General features: G+C 65.9%; 14 protein-coding genes. 10 read left to right on the top strand and 4 right to left on the bottom strand.

All coding sequences use genetic code 11. From position 1 onward, the window contains the following. Both hyi and L1081_RS01085 read left to right on the top strand, forming a co-directional pair. Positions 1-780: a hydroxypyruvate isomerase gene (gene hyi / locus L1081_RS01090; protein ID WP_489414795.1), complete on the top strand. Its 780-nt coding sequence runs from the start codon at positions 1-3 to the stop codon at positions 778-780. A 28-nt stretch (positions 781-808) separates the two neighbouring features. Next, positions 809-1,717 carry a 2-hydroxy-3-oxopropionate reductase gene (locus tag L1081_RS01085; RefSeq protein WP_489414794.1) on the top strand — a complete coding sequence of 303 codons (909 nt, stop codon included), beginning with the start codon at positions 809-811 and terminating at the stop codon, positions 1,715-1,717. Between the two features lie 3 nt (positions 1,718-1,720). Here L1081_RS01085 and L1081_RS01080 read toward each other — a convergent pair whose 3' ends face one another. Next, a complete protein-coding gene (locus L1081_RS01080) occupies positions 1,721-3,055 on the bottom strand; it encodes an FAD-dependent oxidoreductase (protein ID WP_489414793.1) in 1,335 nt (444 codons plus the stop codon). Between the two features lie 219 nt (positions 3,056-3,274). Between L1081_RS01080 and L1081_RS01075 the strand changes: the two genes are divergently transcribed. From L1081_RS01075 to L1081_RS01040, 8 genes are all read left to right on the top strand, one after another. Next, complete coding sequence (locus L1081_RS01075; protein ID WP_489414792.1) at positions 3,275-5,578, top strand: phosphate acyltransferase; 2,304 nt, start codon at positions 3,275-3,277, stop codon at positions 5,576-5,578. Between the two features lie 223 nt (positions 5,579-5,801). Continuing rightward, on the top strand, positions 5,802-6,416 hold the full coding sequence (locus L1081_RS01070; protein ID WP_489414791.1) for a TRAP transporter small permease subunit: 615 nt from the start codon (positions 5,802-5,804) through the stop codon (positions 6,414-6,416). Position 6,417: 1 nt separating this feature from the next. Then, positions 6,418-7,683: a TRAP transporter large permease subunit gene (locus L1081_RS01065; RefSeq protein WP_489414790.1), complete on the top strand. Its 1,266-nt coding sequence runs from the start codon at positions 6,418-6,420 to the stop codon at positions 7,681-7,683. Positions 7,684-7,730: 47 nt separating this feature from the next. Beyond that, a complete protein-coding gene (locus L1081_RS01060; RefSeq protein WP_489414789.1) occupies positions 7,731-8,732 on the top strand; it encodes a TRAP transporter substrate-binding protein DctP in 1,002 nt (333 codons plus the stop codon). Positions 8,733-8,945: 213 nt separating this feature from the next. Continuing rightward, positions 8,946-9,980, top strand: coding sequence for an ABC transporter substrate-binding protein (locus L1081_RS01055; protein WP_489414788.1), 1,035 nt, complete (start codon positions 8,946-8,948; stop codon positions 9,978-9,980). Beyond that, positions 9,980-10,843, top strand: a complete 864-nt coding sequence (locus L1081_RS01050) for an ATP-binding cassette domain-containing protein (protein WP_489414787.1) — start codon at positions 9,980-9,982, stop codon at positions 10,841-10,843. Before L1081_RS01055 ends, L1081_RS01050 begins: the two co-directional genes overlap by 1 nt. Before the next feature lie 9 nt (positions 10,844-10,852). Next, positions 10,853-11,623, top strand: a complete 771-nt coding sequence (locus L1081_RS01045; protein WP_489414786.1) for an ABC transporter permease — start codon at positions 10,853-10,855, stop codon at positions 11,621-11,623. A gap of 18 nt (positions 11,624-11,641) precedes the next feature. After that, positions 11,642-12,124, top strand: coding sequence for a deaminase (locus tag L1081_RS01040; protein WP_489414785.1), 483 nt, complete (start codon positions 11,642-11,644; stop codon positions 12,122-12,124). 21 nt (positions 12,125-12,145) lie between these two features. Here L1081_RS01040 and L1081_RS01035 read toward each other — a convergent pair whose 3' ends face one another. Genes L1081_RS01035 through lpxO form a run of 3 tightly spaced genes read right to left on the bottom strand, consistent with a single transcriptional unit; the run spans position 12,146 to position 13,859 of the window. Beyond that, positions 12,146-12,637 carry an SUKH-3 domain-containing protein gene (locus L1081_RS01035; RefSeq protein ID WP_489416844.1) on the bottom strand — a complete coding sequence of 164 codons (492 nt, stop codon included), beginning with the start codon at positions 12,635-12,637 and terminating at the stop codon, positions 12,146-12,148. 57 nt (positions 12,638-12,694) lie between these two features. Then, on the bottom strand, positions 12,695-12,919 hold the full coding sequence (locus L1081_RS01030) for an oxidoreductase-like domain-containing protein (RefSeq protein WP_489414784.1): 225 nt from the start codon (positions 12,917-12,919) through the stop codon (positions 12,695-12,697). 43 nt (positions 12,920-12,962) lie between these two features. Continuing rightward, positions 12,963-13,859 carry a lipid A hydroxylase LpxO gene (gene lpxO, locus L1081_RS01025; protein ID WP_489414783.1) on the bottom strand — a complete coding sequence of 299 codons (897 nt, stop codon included), beginning with the start codon at positions 13,857-13,859 and terminating at the stop codon, positions 12,963-12,965. Positions 13,860-13,932 lie beyond the last annotated feature (73 nt).

The following is a 13,932-nucleotide window of genomic DNA, read 5'->3' as shown; positions in this document are numbered from 1 at the left end:
ATGCCCAAGTTCGCAGCCAACCTCACGATGCTCTTCACCGAGCTGCCGTTCATGCAGCGCTTCGAGGCCGCCGCCAAGGCCGGCTTCGAGGCGGTGGAATACCTGTTCCCCTACCCCTTCGAAAAGAAGGAGCTCGCGGCCGCGCTGCGCGCCAATGGCTTGCAGCAGGTGCTGCACAACCTGCCGGCCGGCGACTGGGACAAGGGCGAGCGCGGCATCGCCTGCCATCCCGATCGCACCGGCGAGTTCCGCGAAGGCATCGCGATGGCCATCGACTACGCCACGGCGCTGGGCTGCCCGCAGCTCAACTGCCTGGTCGGCAAGGTGCCTGCGGGCGTGAGCACCGAGGCCGCGCACAAGACGGTGGTCGAGAACCTGCGCCTTGCCGCCAGCGAGCTCGAGGCGGCGGGCCTGCGCCTCTTGATCGAGCCGATCAACACCTTCGACATCCCGGGCTTCTTCCTGACGCGCACCGACCAGGCGCTGGCGCTGATCGACGAGGTGGGCTCTTCCAACCTGCGCGTGCAGTACGACATCTACCACGCGCAGCGCATGGAAGGCGAACTCGGCAACACGCTGTCGAAGCACCTTGCGCAGATCGGCCACATCCAGCTGGCCGACAACCCCGGGCGCGGCGAACCGGGCACGGGCGAGATCAACTATCCGTGGCTCTTCAGGCACATCGATGCGATCGGCTACGACGGCTGGATCGGCTGCGAATACAAGCCGCGCGCCACCACCGCCGAAGGCCTCGGCTGGCGCCAAGCGCTCACGCAATAAAAGTCAACTTCAAACCGGAAACAGAGACATGTCGCAATCGCAGAAAATCGGATTCATCGGCCTGGGCATCATGGGCGCGCCCATGGCGGGCCACCTGGTCGACGCGGGGCACCAGCTCTTCGTGAACACCCAGGGCAACACGCCCGAGCCCTTCATCTCGAAGGCCACCATCTGCGCCTCGGCGGCCGAGGTGGCGCGCCAGGCCGACGTGATCTTCATCATGGTGCCCGACACGCCCGATGTGGAAAAGGTGCTGTTCGGCGAGCCGGGCACGCAGGGCGTGGCCGAGGGCCTGAAGGATTCGCGCGGCAAGATCGTGGTCGATTGCAGCTCCATCGACCCGATTGCCACCAAGGGCTTCGCCAAGCGCATCATCGCGCTCGGCTGCGGCTACATCGACGCGCCGGTCTCGGGCGGCGAAGTGGGCGCCAAGGCGGCCAGCCTCACCATCATGTGCGGCGGCGACGAAGGCACCTTCGGCCAGGTACGGCCGCTGCTCGAGAAGATGGGCAAGAACGTCACGCTGGTCGGCAACGTGGGCGACGGCCAGGTCTGCAAGGTGGCCAACCAGATCATCGTGGCGCTCAATATTGCTGCGGTGGGCGAGGCGCTGCTGTTCGCCTCCAAGGCCGGCGCCGATCCGGCCAAGGTGCGCCAGGCGCTGATGGGCGGCTTCGCGAGTTCGCGCATCCTCGAGGTGCATGGCGAACGCATGATCAAGCGCACCTTCGCGCCGGGTTTCCGCATCTCGCTGCACCAGAAGGACCTGAACCTGGCGCTGCAGAGCGCACGGGCACTGGGCGTGGCGCTGCCGCAGACGGCGGGCGCGGCGCAGCTGATGAACGCCTGCGCCGCGTTGGGCCATGGCCAGCAGGACCACTCGGCGCTGGTGCGCGCGCTCGAGGCGCTGGCGCAGCACACCGTCACGCCGGACTGAGGCTCAGGTCTTCGCGGTCTCCAGAGACTCTTTCAGGTTGCGCCGGCGCCATGCCCAGGTCTTGATGGCCTGCGGCAGGATGCCGATGCACGAGGCGTAGTAGGTGATCTTGAAGCCCCAGAAGCGCGGGCCGATGGGCGTGTTGCGGAACAGGTCGCCCGCCAGGATGGACAGCAGCGCCTCTTGCATGCGCCAGATGTTGCGCGGGTTCATGAACAGCCGGCGGATGGCCGGCGAGGTGATGCGGTAGATGAACCACGAGAACATCTTCGGGCCGTGCTTCATCACCTTGTCGAAGCGGCGGAAGGCCTTCTCGGCTTCCTTCATCTCGCCCTTGAGCCACAAGTCGGCCGCGGCGGCGCTCTCGAAGGCGCTGTTCATTGCCAGGTACACGCCCGACGAGAACATCGGGTCGACGAAGGCATAGGCGTCGCCGACCATCATGAAGCGGTCGCCGCGGCAGAACTTGGAGTCGTAGGCGTAGTTGCCGGTGGTGGTGGCGCCTTCCATCAGCGTGGCGTTCGCAAGGCGCGCGGCCAGCTTGGGCGCGAGCGCGATGGTTTCCATCAGGAACTCCTCGAGCGTGCCCTTGCGGCGCTTGAAGTACGCGGGCGACGCCACGGCGCCGACGCTCACGGTGCCGTCCTTCAGCGGGATGTACCAGAACCAGCCGTGGTCGAACCAGAAGAGCGAGATGTTGCCTTCGTAGCGGCCGGGCCGGCGCTCCGCATTTTCAAAGTGGCCGAACAGGGCCGCGCTGGCGTGCTTGCGGTTGCGCTGCTTGGCGTCGAACTGGTTCGACAGCACCGTGTCGCGGCCGCTCGCATCGATCACGAAGCGCGGGCGCCAGCTGGTCTCGCTGCCGTCCTCGGCCTTGATCTTCACCAGCGCGCGGTTGTCCCCGCCCTTGCCGGCGTCCATGTCCACGCCCATGACGCGCTGGCCCTCGAAGGTGCGCGCGCCGCGCCGGGCGGCATGGCGGAACAGCAGCTCGTCGAACTCCGAGCGGCGCACGTGCACCGCATACGGAAAGCTCTTGTCCATGGCCTCGCCGAAGAAGAAATGGCTGGTGTGGTCATGCCAGGGCGAGACGAACTCGGCGCCGTGCTTGGCAATGCCGATGGCCTCGACCTCGGTGCGCACGCCCAGGCGGTCGAACAGCGGCATGTTCATCGGCAGCAGAGATTCGCCGATGTGAAAGCGCGGATGGTGCGCCTTTTCGAACAGCACCACGTCGTGGCCCTTGTCCGCAAGCAATGCGGCCACGGTGGAGCCCGCCGGCCCCCCGCCGATGACCACGACGTCGGGCTCTGTACTCGTGAAAGGTCCGGGCGTCATGTGCTCCCCTCCTGGGTCTTCTTCGTTGTTGATGGTGATCGGCCGCAAGGCCGATGCACGGGGCGTTCGCCAAGCGTTAAATCCTGGTAACAGCCGGGAGTTTAGCGAGTCGGCATGCCGGAAATTCACGCCCGCCGCGCCAAAACCCGTGCCCACCCGCAGAGGATGCGGCAGTTTTTGCGGTAGCCTCATTGCCCGTCAGAAACAAGGAGACTTTTCATGGCTGCCCCTCTGTCACCCGCCGAAGAAGCACTTCGCGAAGCAGCGCGCGAATACCACCGCTCGCCCGTCAAGGGCAAGATTTCCATCAGCCCGACCAAGCCGCTCCTGAACCAGCGCGACCTGTCGCTGGCCTATTCGCCCGGCGTGGCCTACCCCTGCCTCGACATCGCGGCCGATCCGTCGATGGCGGCCGAGTTCACTGCGCGCGGCAACCTGGTGGGCGTGGTCACCAACGGCACGGCGGTGCTGGGCCTGGGCAACATCGGCCCGCTGGCCGCCAAGCCCGTGATGGAGGGCAAGGGCTGCCTGTTCAAGAAATTTGCCGGCATCGACGTTTTCGACATCGAGCTGGCCGAGAACGACCCCGACAAGCTGGTCGAGATCATCGCGGCGCTCGAGCCGACGCTGGGCGGCATCAACCTCGAGGACATCAAGGCGCCCGAGTGCTTCTACATCGAGAAGAAGCTGCGCGAGCGCATGAACATCCCGGTGTTCCACGACGACCAGCACGGCACGGCCATCATCTCGGCCGCGGCACTCATCAACGGCCTCGAACTGGTCGGCAAGAAGATCGAGGAGGTCAAGATCGCCGTCTCCGGCGCCGGCGCCGCCGCCATTGCCTGCCTCGACGTGATGGTGGGCCTGGGCGCCAAGCCCGCCAACATCCATGCCTGCGACTCCAAGGGCCTGATCTACATGGGCCGCGCGGGCGGCTTCGACGAATCCAAGGCGCGCTACGCCCAGAAAGACACCGGCGCCCGCACCCTGGCCGATGTGGTGAAGGACGCCGATGTGTTCCTGGGCTGTTCCGCGCCCGGCGTGATGAGCGCCGACATGGTGAAGTCCATGGCCGGCCAACCGATCATCCTGGCGCTGGCCAACCCCGAGCCCGAGATCCGCCCCGAGCTGGCCAAGGCCGTGCGGCCCGACTGCATCATCGCCACCGGCCGCTCGGACTACCCGAACCAGGTCAACAACGTGCTGTGCTTCCCGTACATCTTCCGCGGGGCGCTCGACTGCGGCGCCAGCAAGATCACGGAAGAAATGAAGCTGGCATGCGTGCGCGAGATCGCCGAACTCACCAAGGCCGACATCAGCGAGGAAGTGGCCACCGCCTATGCCGGGCAGGAACTGTCTTTCGGGCCCGACTACATCATTCCCAAGCCCTTCGATTCGCGGCTCATCCTGCGCATTGCGCCAGCCGTGGCCAAGGCCGCGGCCGCCTCCGGCGTGGCCGCGCGCCCGATCGAGGACCTGGAGGCCTACCGCCAGCACCTCACGCGCTTCGTGTTCCAGACCGGCATGTTCATGCGCCCGGTGTTCAGCGCCGCCAAGATCGCCGCATCCAAGCGCGTGGCCTACGCCGAGGGCGAGGACGAGCGCGTGCTGCGCGCCGCGCAGTGGGCCATCGACGAAGGCTTGGCCCAGCCCATCCTGGTGGGGCGCCCGGCCGTGATCGAGGCGCGCATCCAGAAGGCCGGCCTGCACATCCGCGCCGGAACCGACTTCGAGATCGTCAACCCCGAAGACGATCCGCGCTTTCGCACCTACTGGGAGAGCTTCCACAAGATCATGGGCCGCCGCGGCGTCACGCCCGAGGCTGCCAAGACCATGGTGCGCCGCTCCAACACCACCATCGCCGCGCTGATGATGCACCTGGGCGATGCCGACGCCATGATCTGCGGCCTGGTCGGGCGCTTTGACGTACACCTGGAGCACATCCGCAACCTGATCGGCCTGAAGCGCGGCGCGCCGGGCTTTGCCACGCTCAACGCGCTCACGCTCGAGAAGCGCACGGTGTTCATCACCGACACCAACGTGAACGAAGACCCGAGCGCCGAGCTGCTCGCGAGCATTGCCATGATGGCGGCCGAAGAGGTGCGCCGCTTCGGCCTGCCGCCGAAGGTGGCCTTTCTCTCGCACTCGAACTACGGCACCTCGAGCCGCGGCTCGGCACGCAAGATGCGGCTCGCGCGCGACCTGTTCGCGCAGATGGCGCCCGACATCGAATGCGACGGCGAGATGCACGGCGACGCGGCGCTGTCCGAAGAAGTGCGCCGCACCGCCCTGCCCGAGAGCACGCTCACCGGCGAGGCCAATCTGCTGGTGTGCCCCAACCTCGACTCGGCCCACATCCTCTACAACGTGCTGAAGATGACGGGCGCCAACGGCATCACGGTCGGCCCGATCCTGCTGGGAGCCGCAGGCTCGGCGCATGTGCTCACGCCCTCGTCGACGGTGCGGCGCGTGGTCAACATGACGGCGCTGGCGGTGGCGAACGCGACGACCGCGCTCAAGTAGGCCTCTTCCGTTTCCCCTGAGCCAACGCCCCGCTGCAGCACGCAGCGGGGCGTTTTTCATTGCGGCCCGGCCGGTGCACGCACCGTTTTCGCCCGCCCATCATTTTTTCGGCTGGCATGCAATCTGCTAATACCCTGAGCGGATATCTCAAATATCTTATTAATATATTTAGAGAAAGCCACGGCCCTCCGGGCCCTTCGTCAACCTTCCCTTCTCTTCTCACATGGCAGAACACGCCTTGGAACGCGGGAGCTTCTCCCGCCGTGTGCTCGATGCGTCCGACTTCGTGCTGCGCTGCGAACGCCGCCTGCTCTCGGCCCTGATGGGCCTGCTCATCGCGCTGGTGCTGCTGAACGTGGTCACGCGCTATGGCGGCGTGCCGCTCTACTGGGTCGACGAAGCTTCCGTCTACTGCGTGGTCTGGCTCACCTTCATCGGCGCATCGGCCATGACGCGGCTGCGGCTGGACTTTGCGGTGACGCTGCTCACCGACAAGCTCGGCGAGAAAGCTGCGCGCATCGCCAAGGCCGGCGCTTCGTGCGGCGTGCTGCTGCTGGGCCTCGCGCTGCTGGCGATGTGCTGGCTCTACATGGACCCGGTGGGCATCGTGCGCTGGGGTTTCGATGCCAAGGAATACGCGGCCGAGTCCTTCAACTTTCTCTACACCGAGCGCACGCAGACGCTGAACTGGCCGACCTGGGCCATCCAGCTGATCCTGCCGATCTTCTCGCTCACCCTCAGCCTGCATGCGCTGGCCAACCTCGTCGAGGACCTCGGCCTGCAGCCCCGGCGCACGCACGCCGAGTTCCACGTGACCAACGCAGACGCGGTGAACTGACATGCTGACCTCCGCATTCTTCCTGTTGATCATGCTGGTCGGCGTACCGATCGGCGCCTGCCTGTGCCTTGCGGGCATCGTCTACATCCTCAACTCCGGCGACACGGTGCTGTTCCAGTCGTTCCCGGTGCAGATGTTCGGCGGCGTCGACAGCTACAGCCTCATTGCGATTCCGCTGTTCATCCTGATCGGCGAAATCATGAACGGCGGCGGCATCACGAAGCGGCTGGTCGACCTCGCGCTGGCCTTCATCGGCTCGGTGAAGGGCGGGCTCGCCTACGTGAACATCCTGGCCAACATGCTGGTGTCGTCGATCATCGGTTCGGCCACCGCGCAGGTGGCCATCATGAGCCAGATCATGGTGCCCGAGATGGAGAAGCAGGGCTACGACAAGACCTTCGCAGCCGGCATCACGGTGTATGGCGGCATGCTGGGGCCGATCATTCCGCCCTCTGTGATGTTCGTGGTGTACAGCGTGCTCGCGCAGGTGGCGGTGGGCGACATGCTCATTGCCGGCATCATCCCCGGCGTGATCCTCACGGTGCTGTTCTTCATCGTGATTGCGTGCATGGGGGTGGTCTACAACTACCCGCGCACCGAGAAGCGCACCCTCCGGCAGCGCCTGCACACGGTGCTCACGGCCTGCCCGACGCTGCTGATTCCCATCGTGATCGTCGGCTCCATTCTGGGCGGCGTGGCCAACCCCACCGAATCGGCAGCGGTGGGCGCGGTGGCCGCGGTGCTGATCGGGCGCTACGTCACGAAGGAATTCCGCTTCGCGATGATTCCGCAGATCCTGCTCAAGTCGGCGATCTACTCGGCGGTGGTGCTGTTCCTGGTGGCCGCGGCGGCCGTGTTCTCGTGGCTCCTGATCTACGGCAAGGTGCCGCAGGCCACGGCCGCATGGATCCAGACCGTGGCCAAGGACCCGATCGCGTTTTTGCTGCTCGTGAACCTGATCCTGCTGGTGATCGGCACCGTGATCGACGGCATTCCGGGGCTGATCATGACCGTGCCCATCCTGCTGCCCATTGCCACCGATATCTACGGCATCGACCCGCGCCACTTCGGCGTGGTGGTGGTGATCAACCTCGTGCTCGGGCTGATGACGCCGCCCGTGGGGCTGAGCTTCTTCGTGGCCTCCGCCGTAACCGGTGCCAAGCCCGGAAAGATGTTCATCGTCACCATGCCGTTCTTCCTGATCTGCTGCGCGGCACTGGTGCTGCTGTCGCTGTTCCCGAGCCTGTCGCTCGCGCTCATCAAGTAAGTCCCGCCGCCGTCCCCTTTTCCTTCTTCACTCAACCGGAGCCTCGCATGTCCCTTTCTCGCCGCAAATTCGTCGTCCAGGCCGCAGCCGGTACCGCTGCCGCGTCGTCCGCCCTCTTTTGCACCTTGTCGCGCGCGGCGGCTGCCAAGGAGTTCCGCCTCGGCCTCATCACGCCGGCCGGCCATTCGTGGAACCGCGCCGCGGTGAGCTTCGGCGAAGCGCTCAAGAAAGCCACGGACGGCCGCCTGAGCGCCACGGTGTTCCATTCGGGCCAGCTGGGCAACGAGTCGGCCATGATGCAGCAGCTGCAGTCGGGTGCGCTGGACATGGGCTGGATCCAGGCGGCCGAACTCGGCTCGCGCGTCTCCAGCGTGGCGGCCATCAACGCGCCCTACCTCGTACGCTCGACCACCAACGTGGCCTCGCTGGTGCGCACGCCCGCCGCGCTGAAGCTGCTCGAGGTGCTGCCGCGCGAGACCGGCACCATTGGCCTGGGCTGGGGCATCACCGGCATGCGCGTGGTGTTTGCGACCAAGCCCATCTCCACGCCTACCGACCTCAAGGGCATGAAGCTGCGCATCAACCCGACGCCGGTGTACCGCGACTTCTACCAGCTGCTGGGCGCCGCGCCCACGCCCATTCCAACGCCGGCCGTATTCGACGCCATGTCCAACGGACAGGTCGACGGGCTCGAAGCGGACATCGAGTTCTCGTGGAATCAGCGCTTCGACCGCGTGGCCAAGACGATGCTGCCGATGAATGCGCTCTTCATGCCCTTTGCGCCGCTGGTGTCGGGCCGCATCTGGCAGACGCTCGACGGCAAGGACAAGGCGCTCATCACCGACCTGGTCAAGCAGTCGCTCGACGCGCAGATCAGGGACATCGTGACCACCGAGCTCGGCCTTATCGACAAGTTCAAGGCGAGCGGCATCACCATCAGGAGCGACGCGGGCTACAACCCCGCGCCGATCATCGCGGAGTTCGACAAGATCTGGCTGGCCAAGGCGCCGCAGATCGCGGAGCTGCGCAAGATCGGCGCGGCGCTTTGAGGCCCTGGCGCCGGGGCGCCGGGTGGCAGGCCAGCGCCCCATGTTGGTTCGGCGCCTGCGCTCTTTTCCGACGGAATTTGCCGCAACCCCCAAAGTTGGTGCAAAACCGTACCGGCATTGCACCGCACCGGGTCCCCGGAAGGGTTCGCACCAATCGCGTGCGGGCACCGTTTTTGCTTGAATGCAGAAGCATTCACCTCCAACGGATCTCGCATGAACAAGCGCCAATTGCTCCAGTCCTTCCTCGCCGCCTCGGCCCTCAGCTTCGGCCTTTCCTCGGCCCTGGCCCAGCCCACGACGCCGATCAAGTTCCAGCTCGACTGGCGCTTCGAAGGACCGGCCGCGCTGTTCCTGCATCCCGCCGCCAAGGGCTACTTCAAGGCCGCGGGCCTCGACGTGACCATCGACGCGGGCAACGGCTCGGGCGGCACGGTCACGCGCGTGGCCTCGGGCGCCTATGACATGGGCTTTGCGGACCTCGCCGCGCTGATGGAATTCCACGCCAACAACCCCGACAGCCCCAACAAGCCGGTGGCGGTGATGATGGTCTACAACAACACGCCGGCCTCGGTCATGGCGCTCAAGAAGAGCGGCATCGCGAAGCCGGGCGACCTGGCCGGCAAGAAGCTCGGTGCGCCGGTGTTCGACGCGGGCCGCCGTGCGTTCCCGATCTTCGCCAAGGCCAACAACATCGGCGCCGTGAACTGGACCGCCATGGACCCGACGCTGCGCGAAACCATGCTGATCCGCGGCGACATCGACGCGATCACCGGCTTCACTTTCACCTCGCTGCTGAACCTGGAGGCGCGCGGCGCCAAGGCCGCCGACATCGTCGTGCTGCCCTACCCCGACTACGGCGTGAAGCTCTACGGCAACGTGATCATCGCCTCGCCCAAGCTCATCAAGGAGAACCCGGAAGCGGTGAAGAAATTCCTTTCGGCCTTTGCCAAGGGCGCGAAGGAAGTGATCGCCAATCCGGCCGTGGCCATCGAGTCGGTCAAGGCGCGCGACGGCATCATCGACAGCAAGCTCGAGACCCGCCGCCTGCAGCTGGCCATCGACACCGTGATCAACAGCGCCGATGCGCGCAGCGAAGGCTTCGGCGCGGTCAACGCCGGCCGCATGTCGCTGATGGCCTCGCAGGTGTCGGACGCGTTCAACACCAAGACCCGCGTGAGCCCCGACGCCGTGTGGACCGCCGCGCTGCTGCCGCCGGCGGCCGAACTCAACGGCGTGCTGCGCAAGTGATGCAGGCGGACGCATCGGGCGCGGCCGCTGCTCCCTTCGTCGACTTCCAGGACGTCTGGCTCGCCTACAACGAAGAGTTGCTGCGCGAGAACCACTTCGCGGTCGAGGCCATCGACCTGAAGGTGAAGCGCGGCGAATTCATCGCCATCGTCGGGCCCTCGGGCTGCGGCAAGTCGACCTTCATGAAGCTCACCACGGGCCTCAAGATGCCCTCGATGGGCAAGATCCGCATCGACGGCCAGCCCGTGACCGGACCGCTCAAGATATCGGGCATGGCCTTCCAGGCGCCTTCGCTGCTGCCGTGGCGCACCACGGTCGACAACGTGCTGCTGCCGCTGGAGATCGTCGAGCCTTATCGCTCGAGCTTCAAGGCCAAGCGCAAGGAATACGTCGAGCGCGCGCGCAAGCTGCTGCAGAAGGTCGGCCTTGCGGGCTACGAAGACAAGTTCCCATGGCAGCTCTCGGGCGGCATGCAGCAGCGCGCGAGCATCTGCCGCGCGCTCATCCACGAGCCCAAGATGCTGCTGCTCGACGAGCCCTTCGGCGCGCTCGACGCCTTCACGCGCGAGGAGCTCTGGTGCATCCTGCGCGACCTCTGGACCGAGCAGCAGTTCAACGTCATCCTGGTGACGCACGACCTGCGCGAATCGGTGTTCCTGGCCGACACGGTGTACGTGATGAGCAAGAGCCCGGGCCGCTTCGTGGTCAAGCGCGAGATCGAGCTGCCGCGCCCGCGCGAGCTGGAGCTCACCTACACCAAGGAGTTCACCGACATCGTGCTGGAGCTGCGCGGCCACATCGGCGCCATCCGCAACACGGGCATCAGCGCGGCGCAGACTGCCGCTGCTGCGGTGTCCCACTGAAGGCGCACTATGAAGAACACCAAGCAACTCGAACGCTGGTCGCCCTGGCTGCTGCTCGTGGCCGTGATCCTGCTGTGGCAGGTGATCTGCGCGGGCTTCGGCGTGTCGGACTTCATCTTTCCGAGCCCGCTGCGCATCTGGAACCAGTTCTGGGAGTTCAAGGAGATCATCGCGGGCCACGCCTGGCGCACCTTCTGGGTCACGATGGCGGGCTTCGGCCTGGCCATTGTGGTGGGCGTGCTGCTGGGCTTCGTGATCGGCAGCTCGCGCATCGCATACGCGGCGATCTATCCGCTCATGACAGCCTTCAACGCACTGCCGAAGGCGGCCTTCGTGCCGATCCTGGTGGTGTGGTTCGGCATCGGCGTCGGGCCGGCGATCCTCACGGCCTTTTTGATCAGCTTCTTCCCGATCATGGTCAACATCGCGACCGGCCTGGCCACGCTGGAGCCCGAACTCGAAGACGTGCTGCGCGTGCTCGGCGCCAAGCGCTGGGACGTGCTCATGAAGATCGGCCTGCCGCGCTCCATGCCCTACTTCTTCGGCTCGCTCAAGGTGGCGATCACGCTGGCCTTCGTCGGCACCACGGTCAGCGAGATGACCGCGGCCAACGAAGGCATCGGCTACCTGCTCATTTCGGCCGGCTCGGCCATGCAGATGGGCTTGGCCTTCGCGGGCCTGATGGTGGTGGGGGCGATGGCCATGCTGATGTACGAGCTCTTCAGCGTGATCGAGAAGCACACCACGGGCTGGGCGCACCGCGGCTCCCAGAACCAGTGATTCGCGCATGATCCACGGATGACGCACGAACAGATCATCCGCGCGCTTCGCCGCGCCAACGAGGTCGCCCGCCGCGCCATGGCGATGGGCCGCCATCCCTTCGGCGCGGTGCTCGTGGCGCCCGACGGCGAGACGATCCTGGCCGAGCAGGGCAACATCGACACCGTGAACCACGCCGAAGCCACGCTGGCGCGCCATGCCGCGCTGAATTGGCCGGCCGACTATTTGTGGCAATGCACGCTGGTCACGACCTTCGAGCCCTGCGCGATGTGCGCGGGCACCAGCTACTGGGCCCACATCGGCCGCATCGTCTACGGTGCGGAAGAAAGCGCCCTGCTCGCACTCACGGGCGACCACCCCGAGAACCCCACACTGAGCCTGCCCTGCCGCGAAGTGTTCGCGCGCGGGCAGAAGAAGATCGAGGTAATCGGGCCGGTAGCCGAGGTGGCGGAAGAAATGATCGCCACGCACCGGGGGTTCTGGGAGGCGCGCGGGCATTGAAGCCGAGTCCGCCCGCAATGATCAGGGGCGGTAGACGGCGGGATGCGACGCATCATGGTCGATGCCATGGAGACTCGTGCTCGCCTGGCCGTGAAGCAGCACCGGACGAACCCTTCGCCCCTGCAACAGCGTGCGCAGCGCATCGGCCATCGACTCGCCGCAAAGCCAGAACGCATCGTGGACCAGGCTGGCGCCGAACCACCGTCCCTTGCCGTCGATCAAGAGCAAGCTGTAGCCTTGGCCGACCTCCGCCACCGTGACGAGGTGCTCGCCGACGGTCGCTTCGTAAAGCTCGTGGCTCGAGTCTTCGAAGGGCTGCGCCATGAAGTTGATGTCGGACGTTGGGCATTCCTCGCCTGCGCCCGGATTGAAAACCTTCAGACCCAGAAAGTTGGCCAGGATGCCTGCCGCAGGATGCCCTGCGGGAACGCCCTCGGGGACCGGCACCACCCTGCCGGGATACCAGCCAGCAGCAAGGAAGAAGGCTTGGAGTTCGGCTGGAACTTCGGGCATGGGGAGCAAGGAGGTGGCCCTTGTGTATTGCGAGTAGCTAAAAAAAGCTCCGCGGCGCTAGGCCAGCAGCAGCGTGGCCTCGTCGCGCCAGTAGGCCACGGCGGCCAGCCAGCCCTCCCACACGCAGCCGTTGCAGCCGCGCCCGCAGCAGGTGGTGGGCTCGGGCGGCGGCACCCGCAGCGCGAGCCGCTGCGCAGCGGCTTCGAGCTGAATCGCCGCGATCAGCGCCTGTGCGCTGGCAAGGTCGACCGGAACGGGCAGGTCTTTGTCTGCAAAGGACATGGGCTGGCGACGGTGGCCAGGCACCGTGCGGCAGGCTTGCGCCTTACCAGAAGATCCAGAGCGCCAGGCCGCCGAAGATGGCCCACTTCACAAGGTAGTACACCCGCTTGTCCCAGGCCTTGAGCCGCTTGCCGATCACGCGGACCTGGTAGATGTACTTGAATGCACGGTTGATGCCGCCGGTCTTGTCGCCGGCGTCATTGGGCGAGGCGGCGGCCGCCAGCAGGTTCTTCGCGAACCAGCGGTTCACGGCGCTGGCCCAGCGGTACTTCAGCGGGCGCTCGATGTCGCAGAACAGGATCACGCGGTCGTGGTCGGTCGTGTTCTCGGCGTAGTGGATGTAGGTTTCGTCGAACACCACGGCCTCGCCATCGCGCCAGTGATAGCGCTGGCCGTCCACGTCGATGTAGCAGCCCTCCACGCCAGGCGTCCACAGGCCCAGGTGGTAGCGCAGCGATCCGGCGAACGGGTCGCGGTGGCGCACCAGGCGGCTGCCCGGCGGCAGCTCGGCGAACATGGCGGCCTTGATGGTACCGATGCCCTTGAGCAACTCGGTGGTGCGGGGGCACAGCACGGCGGCCGAGGGATGGGCTTCGTCGTACCACTTGAGGTAGAAGCGCTTCCAGCCGCTCTTGAAGAAGGAGTTGAAGCCCACGTCGTTGAACTGGCTCGAGGCCTTGATGCTGCCGCCGTTGCGCATGGCGAGCGCCTCTTCGCGGATGACCTGCCAGTTCTCCTCGAGCACGCGCATCTCCGGAAACTGCGCGGGCGACAGGTACGGCGTGCTCGGCACCTTCGAGAAGATGTACATGAAGGCGTTCAGCGGCGCCAGGAAGGTCGAGTGGTCGGACAGCTGCCTGAAGAAGCGGTGCCGGACCTGGCCGCGGAAATGAACGTAGAGCGCGCTGAGCGCAAAGATGGCGAGAATGACCCACTTCATTAAAGTGTCCTGTAAAGCGGGTCGTAGTGTAATTGTTCACACTTTTTCCGGCTGCCGCGGCCTTTCATGCCCT

The organism is Variovorax sp. MSC1_012 (assembly GCF_023667525.1).
Taxonomy (GTDB): Bacteria; Pseudomonadota; Gammaproteobacteria; order Burkholderiales; family Burkholderiaceae_C; genus Variovorax; species Variovorax beijingensis_B.
The sequence above is the reverse complement of the archived record's forward strand: the minus strand, read 5'-3'. Positions and strand labels throughout refer to the sequence as shown.